This is a genomic window from Pseudomonas sp. FW300-N1A1 (assembly GCF_058789115.1).
Genome location: NZ_JBYTBK010000019.1, coordinates 1 through 18,330, shown reverse-complemented (window position 1 = coordinate 18,330; position 18,330 = coordinate 1). Strand labels below are relative to the sequence as shown.

At 58.6% G+C, this 18,330-nt stretch carries 11 protein-coding genes; 7 read left to right on the top strand and 4 right to left on the bottom strand.

The genetic code is table 11. The features are described 5' to 3' along the window. Positions 1–5 precede the first annotated feature (5 nt). Complete coding sequence (locus AC3WQN_RS14685; RefSeq protein WP_103402036.1) at positions 6–677, top strand: Pr6Pr family membrane protein; 672 nt, start codon at positions 6–8, stop codon at positions 675–677. Positions 678–921: 244 nt separating this feature from the next. Here AC3WQN_RS14685 and AC3WQN_RS14680 read toward each other — a convergent pair whose 3' ends face one another. Next, positions 922–1,707 carry a siderophore-interacting protein gene (locus AC3WQN_RS14680; RefSeq protein ID WP_103402037.1) on the bottom strand — a complete coding sequence of 262 codons (786 nt, stop codon included), beginning with the start codon at positions 1,705–1,707 and terminating at the stop codon, positions 922–924. Next, entirely contained in the window at positions 1,704–2,267 is a 564-nt protein-coding gene (locus AC3WQN_RS14675; RefSeq protein WP_103402038.1) for a PadR family transcriptional regulator, read from the bottom strand. Before AC3WQN_RS14675 ends, AC3WQN_RS14680 begins: the two co-directional genes overlap by 4 nt. 550 nt (positions 2,268–2,817) lie before the next feature. Between AC3WQN_RS14675 and AC3WQN_RS14670 the strand changes: the two genes are divergently transcribed. From AC3WQN_RS14670 to AC3WQN_RS14645, 6 genes are all read left to right on the top strand, one after another. After that, a complete protein-coding gene (locus AC3WQN_RS14670) occupies positions 2,818–3,309 on the top strand; it encodes a CS1 type fimbrial major subunit (RefSeq protein ID WP_103402039.1) in 492 nt (163 codons plus the stop codon). A 105-nt stretch (positions 3,310–3,414) separates the two neighbouring features. Continuing rightward, positions 3,415–5,937, top strand: coding sequence for a TcfC E-set like domain-containing protein (locus AC3WQN_RS14665; protein ID WP_103402040.1), 2,523 nt, complete (start codon positions 3,415–3,417; stop codon positions 5,935–5,937). Between the two features lie 35 nt (positions 5,938–5,972). Continuing rightward, positions 5,973–7,235, top strand: a complete 1,263-nt coding sequence (locus AC3WQN_RS14660; protein ID WP_103402041.1) for a hypothetical protein — start codon at positions 5,973–5,975, stop codon at positions 7,233–7,235. A gap of 58 nt (positions 7,236–7,293) precedes the next feature. Continuing rightward, positions 7,294–8,037 (top strand): pilus assembly protein, encoded by a 744-nt coding sequence (locus tag AC3WQN_RS14655; RefSeq protein WP_103402042.1) that lies wholly within the window; start codon positions 7,294–7,296, stop codon positions 8,035–8,037. Between the two features lie 66 nt (positions 8,038–8,103). After that, complete coding sequence (locus AC3WQN_RS14650; protein WP_103402043.1) at positions 8,104–8,598, top strand: CS1 type fimbrial major subunit; 495 nt, start codon at positions 8,104–8,106, stop codon at positions 8,596–8,598. Between the two features lie 149 nt (positions 8,599–8,747). Next, positions 8,748–9,953, top strand: a complete 1,206-nt coding sequence (locus AC3WQN_RS14645) for a hypothetical protein (RefSeq protein ID WP_103402044.1) — start codon at positions 8,748–8,750, stop codon at positions 9,951–9,953. Positions 9,954–10,020: 67 nt separating this feature from the next. Here the strand turns inward: AC3WQN_RS14645 and AC3WQN_RS14640 are convergent, their stop codons facing one another. Continuing rightward, positions 10,021–14,697, bottom strand: a complete 4,677-nt coding sequence (locus tag AC3WQN_RS14640) for a dermonecrotic toxin domain-containing protein (RefSeq protein ID WP_492589415.1) — start codon at positions 14,695–14,697, stop codon at positions 10,021–10,023. A gap of 171 nt (positions 14,698–14,868) precedes the next feature. Next, the gene (locus AC3WQN_RS14635; protein ID WP_103402046.1) at positions 14,869–17,985 is read right to left on the bottom strand and encodes a transglycosylase domain-containing protein; all 3,117 of its coding nucleotides are present in this window, start codon (positions 17,983–17,985) and stop codon (positions 14,869–14,871) included. Positions 17,986–18,330: the final 345 nt, after the last annotated feature.

The window sequence follows — 18,330 nt, the reverse complement described above, 5'->3', positions numbered from 1 at the left end:
GATCGATGCCTGTCGAGTTGACTCGAGGCTCCCCAACCGGGAGTGGTCTGATCCGTCTGGCGGCCGTGCTGGGTTGGCTGGGCCTGAGCATTCAGATGTACCTGGTGTTGTACGGGCGCTGGAGCGTCGAGGCCAGCTTGCTGGGCGGGCTGGTGAGTTACTTCAGTTTCTTCACGGTGTTGACCAACACCCTGGCGGCTGCGGTGCTGACCTGTGCCGTGACCTCGCGGCAGTCCCGTGGCCGGCGCTGGCTGTTGCAGCCCTGGGTCAGCAGTGGCGTCGCAGTGAGCATTGCCGTGGTCGGCCTGGCCTACAACCTGTTGTTGCGGCACTTGTGGCACCCGCAGGGCTGGCAGTTCGTGGCTGACGAATTGCTGCACGACATCATGCCGCTGGTGTTTTTGCTGTACTGGTGGCGCTGCGTGCCCAAGGGCACCCTGCACCTGGGGCACATCGGGTTGTGGGTGATCTACCCGCTGCTGTACTTCGCCTATGTCTTGCTGCGCGGGCACTCGCTGGGGTGGTACCCGTACCCCTTCATTGACGTCGACACGCTGGGGTATGCCCAGGTGTTCATCAATGCCAGTGGGGTATTGCTGGGGTTTGTGTTGATGGCGCTGCTGGTGGTGGGGCTGGATCGCTGGTGCGGGCGGCGGGGTGCGGCCCACGGTCTGTAGCGTTCGGCCCGGACCCACCCTCAATCAAGCGTGAACGCTGCCCCGTGGCGAGCGAGCTTGCTCGCGCTGGGGAGCGAAGCGCCCCCGACAAGACGCTTGCAGGTCTTCAGATAGAATCCGGTGACTGGTTTTGGGGCTGCTGCGCAGCCCAGCGCGAGCAAGCTCGCTCGCCACGGGGGTAAGTGTTCGCTATCCCTCTGTGTGGCGAGAGCAAAGACCGTTAGCGGGAGCTCGCGGGCAACGATCAGGCTTCGTCGCTGTCTCCCAGCCGCCAGTAGCCGACGGCCTTGACCCGCTGCTCGTCCAGGCCATGCTCATCGAGCAGCACCCGGCGAATCTGCCGCGAGGCTTTGCTTTCCGTGGCGATCCAGGCATACAGATTGCCCTTGGGCATCTGCAGTTGCTTGACCGTGGTCAGCAGGTTGTCCTTGCCTGCTTCACGCAGCACCCAGATGACATTGACCTGGGCTGAGCTTTTCAGGGCTTGCTGCTCGGCAGCATTTTCCACCTCGACCACCACCAGCGCGCATCGGTTGGCTGCCAGGCCTTCCAGGCGCCGAGCGATGGCGGGCAGGGCGGTTTCGTCACCGATCAGCACATAGCTGTCAAAGATGTCCGGGACCACCATCGAGCCGCGCGGCCCTCCGATATGCAGGCACTGGCCGGGTTTGGCCTGCGCCGCCCATGTCGCGGCGGGGCCGTCGCCGTGCAGGACGAAGTCGATGTCCAGTTCCAGGGTGTCCAGGTCATAACGGCGGGGCGTGTAGTCGCGCATCGCAGGCATCGGCCCGTTGTCCTTGCCGGCGCCCAGCACCAGGGTTTCCAGCGCTGCTTGCTCCGCGGCGTTTTGCGGGAAAAACAGTTTGACGTGGTCGTCGGTTCCCAGGCTGACAAAGCCCGCCAGTTCCGGCCCGCCGAGGGTGATGCGGCGCATGCGCGGGGTCAGGTCGACCACCCGCAGCACATGCAGGCGGCGACGTTTGAGTGCGTGGCTGACGCGGTGAATGGTGCTGGCGATCAGTTCGCTCATTCGGCGTGCTCCTGAGGGCCGTCAACGATGGCCTTGGCGGTGTTGTTGAGTAGGTCACGTACCCGCAGGATTTCTGCCGGGCTCCAGCGCCCGTGATGCATCTGCAGGGCATGGCGCAGGTTGTGCACCGCTTCGTGGATCTCGGCGGGGCGGTCGTGGCCGCGCAATGAGCGTTTGCTCACCTCGATGCGCATGCGCACGCCCTCCAGGGCAATGGCCTGTTCGCTCAATGACAGGCGCCCGGTCTCGGTGATGGTGTAGCGTTTTTTTCCGCCAGCGGCATCGCCCAGGATCATTTCGCTTTCTTCAAGGAAGGTCAGGGTCGGGTAGATCACCCCGGGGCTGGGGCTGTATGCACCGTCGAACATGCTCTCGATCTGGCGGATCAGGTCGTAGCCGTGGCACGGCTGTTCGGCGATCAGCGCCAACAGCAACAATTTCAGATCGCCAGGAGCGAAGACCCGAGGGCCGCGTCCACCCCGTTCACGGCCGGGACCGGGGCGTTTTTCGAAGCCGTCGCGGCCGACAGTGTGTTCGCGGTGGGAATGATGGTCTCTCATTTTCCGTTCTCTCGTCGTGTTTAGACATAACTTAAGATATATCTTTATTGGGCGCAAGAAATCAGGATCAACGGTGCAACCCCCGTGCAACCCCGTCACGACGACAACGAGCGGTGGGAGCAGGTAGGGAGTGGTGGTTTTTTGATCGATGGTCCATCAGAGGAAAACAGTATCGGGTTCACATTTATAGATTTTGGTTTAGTGCTAACTCTCTAATAGTGCGGTTTGGGCCTTTATTTATAGTGGGGGGAGGGCTAGTCTCTTAAAAGTTAAATGGCTGTTGGCCATCTGTGTGGTTTTTCGAGTCAATCTGTGTGTCATCTGTCTCTGACGGTTATTGTTATGAGTTATTGTTTTTCATGACTTTTTCCTTGTCTACGTGTGTCGGTCTAACTACGCGAATGGCGGAACTTGCCTGCTTACTTTCATGTGTTAATGGTCGATGATTTCTCGGCGTTGAAAGTTAAGACAAAGCGCCGTCATGGCGTGCGGCTGATGAGCAGTCCGTTGTCGTTTTCAATGAATCGACCCTTTAAAAAGACAGGTATAAATGATGTTCAAAAAAATCGCGTTTGCTGCTCCTCTGGCTGTTCTGGCTCTGAGTTCTTCCGCCGTGTTTGCCGCGGGTGAAGCGCGTCACTCGATCAGCCTGGTGGCTGATGTACCGAGTAACGGCTTCTACGTGGTCCCGAGCGATCCGGATCTGGTCAACAAGGATCAGGACATGAGCTATCGTCCCACTACCGGCAGAATGGGCGAGGTCAATGGCTTCTTTGACATGATCAACACTAGTGGGTCTGTGCACGCCAGCCTTGAAAGCGTGCCGCAACTGTACTCCGGTTCTAACGCAATCAATCTGCAAGTGGCGGTTAATGGTGTAGTCCTCACCACGACCCCGCAAATGGTGGTCGGCGAGACCGAGTCGAACGTCAACTTCCGCGCACCACTCAATATCAAGGCTGTTAGCCCCAACATTGCGCCAGGGCATTACACCGGCTCAGTCGCCATGACGTTCGACGCTGTTCCTCCTGTTGCTCTTTGAACTTCATAAAGAGTCATAAGCGCTTACTTGCTTAAGTAACGTGACCGGCCGGCAATGCTAATTGTCGGCCGGGATTCGAATTTTTTGTTATTAGAGTATTCGTTCATGTTCCCGATGACGCCCATCGCGGCGGCGCTTGCGCTGCTGTTATGTAGCAGTGCATTTGCGGCGCCCACTACCGTTGAAAATACGCCGCGAAGTTTGCTGGCCCAGGCTAAAGGCTTGCCGGCAGAGTTCGAGGAACACTTCTTTGATGTTCCGTTGGCGGTACAGGTCGAACTCGATCAACAACCGTTGGGCGAGGCGATGATTGTATTGTCCCGCGATGACCGGGTGACGTTGCTCGATTTCACCGACACCAGCGAAAGCCGCTTCGGCGCCAGCGAACGCGAGACTTGGGCCGATATCCTCAAACCCGGTGTGGCACTGGGCACCTGCAGCGGTCAATGTTCGGCGCAGATGCTGGCGGTGCATTACAACCTTGAAAATTCATTGCTGTCGATCGTCACCGAAAATGCCGAGCGCGACAGCGAGGCCAAGCGTTTCTACGATCAGCCCGAAGGCGGCAGCAGCGGCCTGATGGTGCGTAACCAGCTCAACCTCAATGGCGGACAGGACCAGGACCTGGGGGGGCGTTTTGGCCTCGAGGCCAGTGGTAGCCTGGGTAACTGGAGCCAGACCTTCAACATGCAACTGGCTCGCCTCGGCGGACCGGATGACAAGCTCTATCACGCAGTGCACGAACTCCATACCCAGCGTGAGTTACAAGGCAGCTTCTTTCGCCTGGGCTACTTCACCCCCAACTCCGAAGGCTTGACGCGTCAGCCGCGTTCGTTCGGCACCAGCCCCGATACGGCCGTGGGGGTGATGTACGGCAGTTCCGACAGTCTGGCGATCGACAGTCCCAAGCCCAGCGTGTACCCGGTTTATGTCACGGCCAACCGACAGGCGTCCGTGGAAATTTATCGCGAGGGCTTGCTGATCAACACGCAGTCGGTGCCGGCCGGTTTGCAGACCCTCGATACCCGTCCGTTGCCGGGTGGTATTTACGAAGTGGAAGTGCGCTTGATCGAGGACGGTCAAATCACGTCGACGACCCAGGAGCTGATCTACAAGCCCAACAACTGGCGTAACCATGATGAGCGCTGGCGCTACAACCTGTTTGCCGGGCAGGAAAGCAAACTGCTTAGCAATTGGGATGAACAGGACAGCGGCGATGCTACGGCGGGAGCCTCCGTCAACTATCTGCTGCATCCACGGGTGATCCTTGGCTTGTCGGCGCGGCAAGTACGGGAAAAACTCCAGTACGGCAGCTCAATCGACTGGAGCCTGGGCAACAGCACCAGTCTCTACGCCAACCTGTACCAGACCGAAGACCACGGCACCGGCGCTGATCTGCAAGGTATCTACAACTACGGTGCCGGGAGTCTGGTGATCAGCCACAACCGCAGTTGGCTCGACACCACCAACACCTACGAAACCCTGCCCGACGGCACCCGCGTGCGCCAGCGCAACGTGTTTACCGGCGAGACCAGCAATTCCTCGCTGGCGCTGAACCATCGGCTCAGCCGTAAGAATTCGCTTAACGCGCGGGTGTCCCACAGTGAGGGCAACGTCGAAGGCGTGGGCGTGGACCTGGGCTGGTCGCAACGCGGCGTGGTGTTTGGCAGCGATGCCAATTGGCGGTTCTCGGTGTTCGACCGCCCTGGCAGTTACAGCAGTGGCGATGATCGCAATCGCGGGGTCGACCTGAGTATCAACCTGGCCCTCGGTGGTCCTGGCCAGCAGATTTCCGGCAGCATCGGCAGCCGTACCGCCCGGGATGGCGGCCGCGACAACAACGCCTCGGTCGGTTACCGCAAAGATTTGCAGGACCATGTGCTGCAGAGCGTTTCGGTGACCGCGCTCACCGATACCTATGGTATTGGCCTGTCGAGCCTGGCGAACTTTCGTACCGACGAAATCAACGGCGACGCATTTGTTCAGCGTTCGTCCTTCAACGACAAATTCACCGGCGGTATGAACCTCGACAGCACCCTGGTCGTCGGCGCGCAACATATGGCGTTGACCAGTCAGCATCAGGGGCGCGGTGCGGGGATGATCGTCGACGTCGAGTCCGACATCGACGCCATTGCCTTGCGTGCCGACGACCTCAGTGGCGGCAGTGCGGCGCTGCGACCGGGGCGCAATTTCATTCCGTTGACGGCCTACAAAAACAGTTCGGTGAGCTTCGACTTTGAAGGCAATCACGTGCCGGCGGCCAGCATCGAGCCTGCGCGCACCCGCTACCACCTGAACAAGGGGGGCGTGGAGTACCGCAAGGTCCGGGTGATGAAAACCCTGACCGTGCTCGGTCGATTGCTCGACCCCCAAGGCCGGCCGCTCAAGGGCCATCACGTGATCAACCACGCCAGCCGTGGTGTGAGTGAAGTCGACGGCTTCTTCTCCATGGAAATGAACGCCGGCTCGCCGACTCTGGAAGTGCGCTACGCCGATCAGTTGCTATGCCAGTTCCGGCTCGATGCGACTCAGCATCGCAGTGAAAACAACGTATTGATGATCGGGGATTTGCGTTGCAGTCCCGACACCTTGGCCGATACCACTTCAACTTCGCACGCGGCGGGTTGAATGACTAACGCTCGGATCATGCAGAGAGTGCATTCATGAATCTCACGACTTTTTTGCCCAGGCTGCTTCGGTGTGGCCGTTGGCTGGGGCTGCTAACAATGGTTGCCTCGCCCTCGGTAGGGGCAGTTACCCAGGAAATCAGGGCTTTGTTTACCCCAGACTCCGCCAACCCGCAAAGTAACAAGTTCATCAATAAAACACCGTCCACTGGCTACTGTGAGTACTACCCCGATATATGTCGCAACAGCGATACATTCAGTATCCGTTTGCTGACGCAACTCGAGTCGAACAAGGCAATTGAAGCCGATGCCGGACCGCGCAACAGTGCAATGTTCAAAGTGCCGGGGGGATGGCGTTCATTGACGGTCACCAATGCGGATACGGGAGAAGTTGAAACAGTCGAGGTACGTATTTCCGGCGTTGGCTCCAATTATGTCTTGAGTGATACGGCCGCCAATCTGACCGGAGCCTCGAATGCAGGAGAAGGGCACAATCAGTTATGGAAAGGTGCAGGCTGGGTGAATCCAGCGCCTCCCTGCACAACCACCGGGATGGGTTTTTATGGGGCGAGTACGTACGCTTTTTTCTGGAAAACCCCAGATGAAAGCGCTTGCGTAAAAGTGGCCAATTTTCCGATCCCTGCCATGACCTATGGCTATCTGGACTTTGCCTACGAACTGCGCACGCCCAATCCGTTGGGCATGTCGTCGGGACTCTACACCGGGAGCTTGAGCTATCGCCTCGGCCCTGGCGGTGATTTCGATTTCGGCGACGTCATGATTCCGAACGATTCCGACCTGACCCTGGATTTTGTGTTGGATGTTCAACACACCCTCAAGGTCGACATTCCCCCCGGCGGCGAAAAAGTCCAGTTGGTCCCCGCAGGTGGCTGGCAAAGCTGGTTGCAGGCGGGACGTCGTCCGGTGCGGTTGTTTCGTGACCAGACTTTCAATATTTCCGCGTCGTCACGCTTCAAGATGCAACTGGAGTGCGAGTTCGGCGGGTTTCCCTATGACTGCATGCTCAATGATCCGGTCTCGCGACGTTCGGTCGAACTAAGCGTCAGCATCAGTCTACCCAATGGCTTGATGGACAGCGCTGGGCAACCGGTCAAGCGCCAGAGGCTACGTGCGGGAGCGGCCAATGCACTGCAGTTCCAGCCTGGTTTCTATGTGGACAGGGCGCCGGGAATCCTGCATTTCGAAATCCCACAGCGGCAGATGGAATTCATGCTGCAGCCCGGCGTGGCAAGCCGTTATGCCGGCAACGTCACGGTGATCTGGGATTCGGAAGTCTGATGGGCTGCGCATCGATGAGTCGAGCCAGTGTCGAGTTCAATGTTACGAGGTTTAGGTAATGAAGCGTTTATTAGTACTGCTGGGCGTGAGCGGATTCTCCCTGGCGATCCAGGCCGGGCCGCAGATCAATGTGGGAACGGTGTACGACTATCTGGATGGCGACAAAAGCACCTACCTCAAGCGGGTATTCAACAGCGGCGACAGCACGGCGTTCGTCAAGGTCAACATCCTGGAAATCGTTTACGACGCCGAGGGCGGTCACCAGGAAATACCGGTCAAGACCCAGGCAGACGGCAGTGGCCGGGATGGCTTGATGGCCAGCCCCGCGCGCCTGATCGTGCCGGCCAAAGGCATGCAGGGCACGCGTCTGTTACACATGGGCGACCGTGACACCGAGCGTTATTTTCGCGTGCGTTTCGTGCCAGTGGTGCCGGAGAAAGAAGACGAGTTCGCCGTGTCGAGTGAAGAACGGGACGCCTACAAAGAGAACTTGTCGGCGGGTGTCAACGTCATGACCGGTTTCGGTACGGTGTTCTTCGTGCGTCCGAAAAACAGCCGCTTCGACAGCGTCATCGATGACAGTGCCGGCGTTTACCGCTTGCGTAACAACGGCAACACCGTGGTGCTGGTCGATGAGTTCCGCAACTGCTCGCTGAAAAACGAAACCGAGTGCGAGCCGACCACCAAGCACCACGTCCTGGCGGGAAAGACCTTCGAGTTCGAGAAAAAAGCGGGGCGTGAATACCGCTTCAATCTGGTCGAAGGCGACTCCAAAAAAACGGTGCGCATTGCCAGCCAATAACGACCGACCGGGGCGAATGACCATCGGTTGCTCGCCGCTTTGTTTTTGACGCAATAGGTACCTGACATGATCAAGCAATCGGCCATCGCCCTGTGGGTGGGTGTAGTGGCGCTGATGAGTTCATTGGCATTCGCCGCGCGGGAAGAACATAGGTTCGAGGTCTCGGTGGACATTCCGACACTGGGGTTTTACGTCACACCGGCCGAGACGAACTGGATTCATCTCGAACAGACCTTGCCGTGGAATATCAACACCTCGACGCTGGAAGGGCTGCGCAAGAATTTCGATGTCAAGCACGACACCAGTGCGATCCAGGCACGGCTGGAGAATGAGCCCTATTTGTCCAACGGGCGTGATGATCAGAACATTTACTTGCGTGTCAGCTTCAACGGCCAGGAGCTGAGCCATGATCCGTTGCCTCGGGAAGTGGTCTCTGCCGAGCACGCTGTCGCGGGCGGGCGCTTTCCCCTGGTGATACAGCCAAAAACGCCAGCCGGTGGCTACAAGCCGGGTCATTACTATGGAAGTGTCCATTTGACCTTCAATGCCGCAGCGCCTTGATCCCTGTTGCCTGACCTGACGCTTGCAAGGTGGAGACAGCGGGCTGGCATCCGCCTCCCGGGTTAAATAGGCTTATCGGAGATTCTGCATTGATGAACGTCTCATGCTCTCTTGTTTCACTCAGTCGTCGTGGGTTGTGGGGCGTTTTAATGGCTTGCGTGATTGCATGTCCGGCCCGGGCTCAAGACGTTTCGATCACCGCCGTGTTCAAACCGGACTCGGCGTACCCGCACCTCAACAAGTTCAAGAACACCACGCCACCCAGTGGTTATTGCGGGAATTACCCGAGCCAGTGTGAGTTGAATGAGACATTCAGCCTGCAGGTACCGATTCAATTCAATTCACGTTCACCGATCCTGGCCAACCATGCTTCCGAGCGGCAGGGGGCGATGTTGAAAGCGCCAGCCCAATGGCGCGAGCTGACCGTGTATCACGAAACGACCCGCGAGCCCGAGAAGGTCAGAGTGCGAGTTGTTGGCATCGGTTCGAGGTCTGTGACCGATGACGTGATGCAGTTGGTGGGCGGGGCCGATGACTATCGGATTGCGCATAACCTTCTATGGGGATCGAGCTGGGTGAATACTCCCCCACCCTGTCTCTACAGCGGTGTGGGCTGGTACAGCACCACCACCTACGATTTTTTCTGGAAGACCCCGGAGGAAGCCGTCTGCGCGAAGCAGGCAAAGTTTGACGTGCCATGGATGCGTTTCGATCACCTGGACTTCGCCTACGAACTGGAGACGCCCAACCCCTTGGGCATGTCTTCAGGACACTACCTCGGATCGTTGACCTATACCGTCGGCCCCAATGGCGATTTCGATTTTGGTGATGTCATGTTGCCAAGCAGTTCGGCATTGACCCTGAACTTCAACCTTGACGTGCAGCACACCCTCAAGGTCGACATTCCACCCGGTGGCGAAAAAATCCAGTTGGTACCCGCAGGTGGCTGGCAAAGCTGGTTGCAGGCGGGGCGCAAGCCGGTGCGGCTGTTTCGGGACCAGACCTTCAACATCTCGGCGTCATCACGTTTCAAGATGCTGTTGGAATGCGAGAGAACCCTGCTGTTCAATTGCCTGATTCGTGACCCGGTCTCAGAACGTGAAGCCGTGGTGCAGGTGAGTGTCAGTCTGCCCAATGGCTTGACGGATATGGCCGGGCAACCGGTCAAGCGTCAGCCATTACGCATAGGGCTGGGACAGGAACGTCAGGTGTTCCAACCCGGGTTCTACGTTGATCGGGCCCCCGGCATCCTGCATTTCGAAATGTCGCCCTATTACGTGAATCAGCTCCTGCAGCCGGGCGTGTCAGGCCGCTATGTCGGCAACATCACGGTGATCTGGGATTCGGAAGTCTGAGGTGGGGGCAACACGGGCGGCCAGCCTGACGGCGGTTTCTTGCGCCAGGCTGGCTAGACTCGTGCGGTTACTGCTTGGCCCTGCGCAGGGCGGCTCGGGTAAAGCGTCTCGACAGCTCGCTTTCTTCATAACCCAGGTCCACCAGCAGGCGGTCGAAGGTCGCGTCGCTGATCGGTTCATCGGCAAAGACCACTGTCGATGGAACCGGTAAATCGTTCATCAGATCATTGAGTCGGTTTCTCAGATCCATGCGTTGAGGTTCGGTCAACTGTGCCGAATTGACCCATTCGTGCTGTGTGGTTCGTAACGTCTCCAGTTGTTCGAATTTACTCAGATAGAGTCGTGTGTTTTCTTCGAATTGCACCGGGTAAGTCTTGCGCAGATAGGTCTCCCAAAATTCTTGCTCAAGCATGCGGTTGACCAGACCGTCGCCCTCACCCAGTGACAGTGCCGTATCGTAGGCTTGATCGATCATTGCGTCGGTGACGCCCGATACCGGTCGGTAGAGCATGCCTTCCGATTGCCAAGGCAAGTTCAGGCGCTGTGCGAGCCCGGTCTGATAGGCCAGATAGACTTCGACATCGTCAGGGCTGCCCCCCCGGGAATCGATGTCGCTGCGGGCAATGTCATTGACCTGCTCCAGCCGTGCCGCGCCTTCGGCCAGGGTCACCAGTTTCTGTTCAAGCTGCACCGGATCGGTTGAATACAGATACGCTTCAGAGGCGATCACCTGGATCCCCATATGGTTGAACAGTTGGGCTCCGGCATCGGCACAGTCCACCGGGGCGATGGTCATGGTGAATAGCTTTTCCCGCAGGCGGGTATCCATGTAGACGGCATCGAGCATGCGCCACAGGCGCTGTAGCAGTTGTGTCCGGGCTTGGCCGCCGGCCCGATAATCGGCGAATTGCTGTGCGCTGCTGATCACCGCCATAAAAGGCCCGGCGTTGGGTTCGAGTTTCAGGTCCTCCCAAAATGCCGCCCGATCGATACCCACTCCAGGCACATTGGTCCATATCGAATCGTCTGTCGGATAGACCACTTCGCCGGGCAATCGAACGGCGGGCTCGGGGGGCAGGGCTACGGTTTTGCGTACCTGCTGATAGAGCACCTGGTTGATCTCCGACAGGTTGCCGACATCCAGGCGGGTACGAGCCACTACCCACGCATCTGACGAACCCGGGACCACCTCGGGAATCAGTGTGATCGGATTATCCCGCATATCCAGGAAGAATCCGCGCGGTCTGATTTTGTCAAAGGTACCCAAGGGCCAGGTGGCGATGCCAGTGTCTCTCAGTCCCACAACCTTCAGTCGGGGCATACGCCCGATGTCCGGCAGCCTGCCCAGCGGATTAGCGTCGAGACGGAGTATCTCCAGGTAGGTCAGGTTCCTCAACTGTTCGACCGCGGGAGCGTCCAGCACGATCTTGTTGTCACTCAACCTCAGGCGCTCCAGGCGGTGCATGGTACCGATGCCTTTGGGTAGATGAGTCAGATCGCAACCTTTGACGCTGAGTTCGCGAAGGTTGGGAAAGTCTTTGAGCAAGCCGTTCGAGCCGCTGGAGATTCGTGTGTTGTCGAGTTTAAGCACCGTGATTTTATCGAGAAATTTTTTCAGTTCCGGGCGTTTGCTCCACCAGGTTTCCAGGTCCAGTGGCAGTAACTCCCTGGAGAGGTCGAGGGCGTAGGAGGATGGATCGGTTCGGCTGCCAAGATCGATGTTCTTGCGCTCGAAACAATCAATCAAGCGTTCGGCGATGTGTTGCCCGCCACCGTCACGAAAACCATGAGCGCCAGGACCCCAGTATTGGGGCTGTTGGTACTCCCAACGGTGCAGGATCCCCCGCAACTCTTCGAAGTCGTTTTCCTGTGCATCCATGGCCCGGAGCGGTTCACCTTGTGCGATCAGGGCATTGGCAAACGTGTTGACCTCGTTTTCGCTGAAATGGGGATGAAGATCCTGAATGCGCTCGTGCAATGTCACGCCACTCAGGCTGAGCCCGGCGCCGCGAACCAGTAACAGCGTTTCGTGCTCAGCCACGGGGCGAATGGGCGGCTCGGCGAGAATTGTTCGGCGATCAATGGGGGCGGCGGTCTTGGCGAGGACCCACTGTTTGAAACGCTCGCCGTCGCCGGGTTTGTAGCCCAGTGAGTCCTGTTGCTCGCCAGGCAATGCGTGGAGTATTGACTCGTACAGGTTACCGGCATCAAGGAGTATCGAATTTTCGGCATCACGCAATTGGTACTTTCCCGAATCGTCTGTAAGCAGTACTCGCACCAGTGTTGCGTCCTCTGGTCCCGCGCTGCAACGAAGCGCTCCATCGATTGTTCCCTGCCGGATCTCGATTCGCAGGTCGCCGAACAGGTCGGTATAAAGGCGCAATGACCCTAACACCAATCGTTCAGTGTCGACGTTGGCCAGTGATTCCTTATACACGCCCTGACTGGCTCGAACCGTTTGGGTTTCTAGCTGAAGTTCGCGAGCCATGGTTTTCAGTCGAAGTGGGAGACGATCCTGAGTGGTCATCCTTTGTCGCTCGGACGTCGAGGCTTGCGCCATGATTTTTTCCGCGACGCTGACTGGAAGATCGGGGAAGTCGCGCTGAAGCAGGCGGATGTCAGCCTCCAGCGGGGCAGTCGTGATTGCTGTGTGTCCATCGAGGCGTTGCAGGGTGTCGGTGAGCAGCGGCGGTGGCGCCGCGTTCTCGACGTACATCCTGCGCAGTACGGCCTCGTCGGTACCGCTGACGCGGCGGATCTGCTCCAGCTGTCGGTCGGTATAGGCGTCTACGCTGTGTCCGAGGCGACGCATCAGTTTCGAGGTTTGCCAGCCGCGCGGGTTTTCGGTTTCGCTGACCCAGGCGCCGTGACCATTGTGTTTGAGGGCGGGGGCATAGGCGTTCGGGCGCTGAGGGTGTTTGATGCGGTACTGCTTGCTGGTCGGATCTTTTTGCACTTCGAAGTGTTGGTTTTCCAACGGTAGAACTTGCTTGCCCTGGTGCTGGTGCAGGCCCTGGGCATCGGGAATGGAATCTTTCTTCACGGCCAGGTCCGGCTGTTGGTAGGGGGTGAGATCCGGATGCCACAGGCGGGTTTGGCCGTCGGGCAGGGTGACGGGTTTCATGCCTTCGACAAACGGTGAGAGCTTGAGGCGAGCGGCATGACCGATTTGCGCCCCAGCGGCAAAGGCACCCAGCTGGACCACGCTCTCCAGCACGTCGATGGCCTGTTCAGCGGCCTCGGCGAAGCGCCCCTCGGCCCAATCGACAATGCCCTCGAACACTTCGTCAGTCAGTTGATAAACGGTGTACGCCAGCATCAGTCCGTCGAGAAAGGGCACAAAGGGTGTGACCACCAGCAACGCGACATTGAGAATGTCCGAGAGTATTTTCTCCAGGTTGTCCCACCAGGCCCAACGGGCCATGCGGTCGGCGTACTGGGTGGAAATCGCGATTTCCCGTGCGTCGTTGAGAATCTTGTTGAGTTTCTGCCGATAGAAGTAGCCCCACAGATCGCCGTTGAAGCGGGTCTGACGATCATCCCGCACACTCGACAGGCTAAATTGCAGGTCGGGGTTATCCACAGGCGTTTCACGCCAGCTCGGTAAGTTGGACCCCGGTGGTGTCGGTTGCCATTTCACCGTGCTCAGACGGTCATTCAAACGGGCAAAAAAATGTCCTCGCTGTTGATGGCTCACAAACTGGCTGAAGAACTTTTGATAGCTCGTGGCGGGCGCTTCGCCTCGTAACTGCCGCGTCAGCTCAGCCATGAAATCGAGCGCTGACGGGTATTGCTTGAGCGGGTGTTCCGGGTCATGGGGAACATACGCAATCATGGGGACGGGAGTCGTGGCGGTGGAGATATCGATAGCGGCGATCAGGACAATACCCGTCAGGGACACGTCCATCAGGGTCAGGTTGTAATAGCCGACGGCTCGACCGTTCCATTCCACTCGCGCACGGTCGTCGAGCATGTCCAGCACCACCCCATAGACCTTGCTGTCAATGTCTTGCTTCATCAGGGCCATTTGCGCCGCGACATTGAGCGTGCTTTTCTGGCTGATCATGACTTTGTGGCGCAGGACATTGCGGGCCACCTTGTTAGTCGACAGCAAAACCTTATTCAAGTGCTGTTCGTATTGGGCGCCAATGTCCAGTTCGCGGCACAGTGACTTGAACTGATCGATGCTCAGTTTGTGTTTGAGTGGTTTGACCCCGAAATGTCCGCGGACGTCGGGGCGGGTGATGAACTCAGAGTCTTGGCTAAATGCTTCGTCGCGGGAAAAGTTGTGCAGGGCAGCATCCAGCAGCGAGACGGTTCGACTGGTGGTGCCGTCTGAAAAGTCATGCACCCACCATGGGGTTTTCACCGGCGCATACAGTCGCAGCCAAGTGTCCTCGACGTCATCCTCGACACCGAAGCGCTCCTTCAACGCCTTTTGCAGCAAGGGTCTGGCAAAGGTGTAGACATCCTGTAGATCGCTCAGTGCCTTATCGACGTTATTCTGCGCGGTCCAACTGAGCTTGATGCCATTCTTCAAGCGACGATGTTGCTTTTGCGCGGCCCCCCTCTGCCAGTCAGGAATCGTCAGATTGTCGGTTTTTAGCGCTGTGACACGTGACATTGACGCATCTGACAACCAGGAGGGGATGGCCTTCTTGACCAACTCAAAGTGGACACTTTTATCGGGAAGGTCGCTTGAGAGGTGGTCAGGCCTTTGATTCGTCATGGGTGGATTGGGCATTGCATGATCGTCCGTTGATCAATTGTGGAACGATCAGGCTAGGTAAACATGTTGCCCGGAAAAAGCTCAAAGTTTGGTTTGAAACAGCGCGGGTTCCGACTCAAACCTCAAAAAACAAAGAGTTGAAAGTACATAGTTACCGCCACGTCGCCCCCCTGCGTTGATCTTCGCTTAATGACCCACCGTCGCCACGGTTGGCTGGCACATTGTGTGGGTGCCTGGTTGCAAATACGGTGACAAAATCGGCGCCATGCCCTTGAGCACTTGTACTGGCAATGCCGAGGTGAACTTGAAGTCCTGCGCCGATGCGCCCGGAACGAAGGCGGTCAGGGTGCCGAAGTGATGGTCGCCGATATAGAACACAAAGGTCGCCGTGCGGTTGATCGCTTTGGAGCTGAGAATCCGCCCGCCAGAGCCGACGGCTTCGATGCGATTGTCGCCGGTGCCGGTCTTGCCGCCCATGGCCAGCGGTGTGCCGTCAGCCAGCTTGAAACTGCCCGCCACGCGTCTTGCCGTACCGGCGTCGACCACTTGCGAGAGCGCTTCGCGCAATGCGGTTGCCACTTCCGAAGGCATCACCCGTTTGCCCTTGTCAGGGTCGTTGATCAATCTGGTTTCATAGGGGGTATCGGGGGCGAAGTGCAGGGTGTCGATACGCAGCGTCGGCATGCGCACGCCATCGTTGAGAATAGTCCCCACTAGCTCTGCCAAGGCGGCGGGGCGGTCGCCGGAACTGCCGATGGCCGTGGCCAGTGACGGCACCAGGTGATCGAAGGGGTAACCCACTTGTTGCCAGCGCTGGTGGATGTCCAGGAACGCTTCGATCTCCAGCATGGTGCGGATGCGGCTGTCGCGAGCGCTTTTGTGCCGGCTCTTGAACAACCAGCTGTAAACCTCCTGGCGCTCGAACTGGCTGGCTTTGACGATCTGGCTGAACTTGGCGTCGGGGTTATCGATCAGGTAGCCAATCAGCCACAGGTCCAGTGGGTGAACCTTGGCGATGAAGCCTTGGTCGGGCAGGTCATAGGAGCCCGGGCCATAGCTGTTGTAGAGCCGTTCCAGGCGTTCGTCGGTGAGATTTTCCTTGGTCTTGGCGGTTTTCAGGTGGGAGCGCACGAAGCTGTTGAAACTCTCCTGAGTGGCTTCGGGCAGCAGGTAGCGGTGCACGGCGGCCAGACGAATCGGGGTCGGGTGCATGCTGTCCAGGAAGGTATCAAGGCGAGCCTGGGTGTCCTTTTTCTGGTACTTCTTCCAGAACTTGAGCAGGAACGAGGTGCCCTCGCGGTCGGCGAACTGGGCCAGGTACTCCTGGCGCCGCGGGTTCACGTCATCCTTGAGCAACTGGCCGCTGTTCTCAGGCCCCGAATAGGTGGTGTAGCGCACCAGGTCGCGCATCAGCCGGATAAAGGGCAGGTTGATCGACTCGCGAAGCGCATCGCGCAGGGTCGGCAGGCGACCGTTGTCCTCTTTGCGGAAGTTATGGAAGGTGTGCAGGCCACCCCCTGTGAAAAAGGCTTCGCCGGGGCTGGCCGAGTATTTGCGGTCCAGCGCGGCGCTGAGCATTTTTGGCAGGCTGCGGTCGGTGTTCTGGATCAGGTAGTCGACGGCCCAACGGCTCAACCGGTCCTGCTCGGCGACTTCGACCGTTTTCAGTTCGGCCGGGGTCTTGGTCGCGTACCGGTCGTGCAACTCGGCCATGATTTGCAGGTAAGTGGTCAGTACGCGCAACTTGGCGGTGGACCCCAGTTCCAGTTTGCTGCCTTCGTTGATGTCGAAGGGTTGGTCGGTGCTGTCGGTTTGTACCCGTACCCGCGATCCGTCGGGGGTCAGTTCCAGCAAGGTAAAGCTGTAGCGCACTTGTGCGGTGCTGGTGGGGGTCAGCAGGCGTTCGCCGAACAGGCCGATTTCGGCGGCAAAGGTCGGGTCGGCGAGGCGCTTGAGGTAGGCGCTGGCCTGGGTTTGCAGATCGCCCTGCAAGGTGCTGGTGGCGGACAGGTCGAGACGGTCCAGGTCATACAGCGGGCGGTTGAGTATCGAGGCCAGGCGACTGCGCGCAACGCTGATGCCTTTGTTGGTTTCAATCGGCTGGATGGTCGGTTGTTGCAGCCAGTCGCGGTAGCTCACCTTGCTGGCGAGCGCTGCGGTGGTCAGCGCGCTGTCGATCACTCCGTTCTGGGCCAGCAGGCGGATATGGCTATCGGTGAGGTCCGCCAATTCTTCCCGGCCCTTGGCCAGGTAGTACGACGGCCGGCGCTGGGCGATCATCAGCGACAACACCTGGCGCAGGGCCAGGCCGCGTTGCGCCAGGCTTGCCGAGTCAGTGGCATCGCTGGCCAGGGCCTGGTTGACTTGATTGAAGTCGGCGCCGTACCAGACCCGCAATCCTTCGGCCATGCCATGCACTTCGCCATGGCCAGGCACGGCCGACAACGGCACGCTGTTGAGGTAGTCGCGCACGATGTTCTGCCGGGCTGCCAGGGTCTGCGGGCCACCTTGATAGGCGCGGACGCTGGCGGAAATCATCTGGCGGATTTTTTCGCCGCCCGACACGGTCAGGCCGTCAGGCGAGTGGCGGTATTTTTCCAGCTGGGTGGCCAGGGTACTGCCGCCGGCCGTCTGGCCGGGCAAGTGAAGCATTTTGGCAACCTGCGACCAGGCGGCCTTGGCAAAACGCGGCCAGTCCACGGCGGGGTTGGCCTTGGGTTGTTTAGGGTCCAGCAGTTCACGGTTTTCGATGAACAGCAGGCTATGGGTCACCAGCGGCGGGATCGTCGCGAAGCTCGAGTACAACTGTTGCGGGTACTTGAATTGATACAACGGGGCAGCGGTGCAGTCGGTGATCGACAGGCCAGCCTGGATTTTCTCGGCATAGGGCACGAAAAAGCCGTTGAGGCTGTACTCGAGCAGCTTCGGTGAAAATCGGGATTGCGCGGTTATCACGTAGTCACGCTTGAGCAGGCGTGGCAAAAACTCGCCCAAGGCGCTATAGCCCAGGCGTTTGTCGAAAGGACCGGCACCGGGGTAGAAAATCGAGTCGCTGGGGCCCGGCTGCATCGAATAACTCAACGACGCCGCAAACCGGCTGAACTCGCGAGCCTGGAACCTGGAGGTGCGGACCTCCTTTTCGATGGCAAAGCCGAGCACGATCAGAATGATCACCAGCAATAGCCAGAACGACCCCCAGGCATAACGGCGGCGGGGTGATTTTTTCGGTGGTAAAGGCGCTTCGTCCACGTTCTCAGTTGGCACCACAGTTTTACTCGAATCGGTTTGCCACAAAGCGCCCATAGTCGACTGATCCATTCACGCAGATTGATCGGACTTGCCTGAAGCTTAGACGCTGGTTGGCGCGGGTGAAAAATTTGTGAAGGGATAAAGTGTGAAAGCAGGTATTAGTCTCTGCGTGGTCAGCGAGCTTACTCGCGCTGGACGGTGCAGCCGTCCCGATACAGCCATTGAAGCGTGCCAGGTAATCCGCATTCAGCTGTATGGCGGCGGCTACGCCACCGAGCGGGAGCAAGCTCCCTCGCCACGGGGGTAAGTGCTGCCTGAAAGTAGTGAGCCTGAGCCTGAGCCATGAGCTGCCACCTGCCACCTGAAAACGCGGCGGCTGATGAAGATCCCCTGTGGCGA

What these genes read in the sequence shown, in the direction of transcription:
- AC3WQN_RS14685 (WP_103402036.1), top strand. Translation starts at nt 6, where the DNA reads ATGCCTGTCGAGTTGACTCGAGGCTCCCCAACCGGGAGTGGTCTGATC.
- AC3WQN_RS14680 (WP_103402037.1), bottom strand. Translation starts at nt 1,707, where the DNA reads ATGAGCGAACTGATCGCCAGCACCATTCACCGCGTCAGCCACGCACTC.
- AC3WQN_RS14675 (WP_103402038.1), bottom strand. Translation starts at nt 2,267, where the DNA reads ATGAGAGACCATCATTCCCACCGCGAACACACTGTCGGCCGCGACGGC.
- AC3WQN_RS14670 (WP_103402039.1), top strand. Translation starts at nt 2,818, where the DNA reads ATGATGTTCAAAAAAATCGCGTTTGCTGCTCCTCTGGCTGTTCTGGCT.
- AC3WQN_RS14665 (WP_103402040.1), top strand. Translation starts at nt 3,415, where the DNA reads ATGTTCCCGATGACGCCCATCGCGGCGGCGCTTGCGCTGCTGTTATGT.
- AC3WQN_RS14660 (WP_103402041.1), top strand. Translation starts at nt 5,973, where the DNA reads ATGAATCTCACGACTTTTTTGCCCAGGCTGCTTCGGTGTGGCCGTTGG.
- AC3WQN_RS14655 (WP_103402042.1), top strand. Translation starts at nt 7,294, where the DNA reads ATGAAGCGTTTATTAGTACTGCTGGGCGTGAGCGGATTCTCCCTGGCG.
- AC3WQN_RS14650 (WP_103402043.1), top strand. Translation starts at nt 8,104, where the DNA reads ATGATCAAGCAATCGGCCATCGCCCTGTGGGTGGGTGTAGTGGCGCTG.
- AC3WQN_RS14645 (WP_103402044.1), top strand. Translation starts at nt 8,748, where the DNA reads ATGGCTTGCGTGATTGCATGTCCGGCCCGGGCTCAAGACGTTTCGATC.
- AC3WQN_RS14640 (WP_492589415.1), bottom strand. Translation starts at nt 14,697, where the DNA reads ATGCCCAATCCACCCATGACGAATCAAAGGCCTGACCACCTCTCAAGC.
- AC3WQN_RS14635 (WP_103402046.1), bottom strand. Translation starts at nt 17,985, where the DNA reads ATGGGCGCTTTGTGGCAAACCGATTCGAGTAAAACTGTGGTGCCAACT.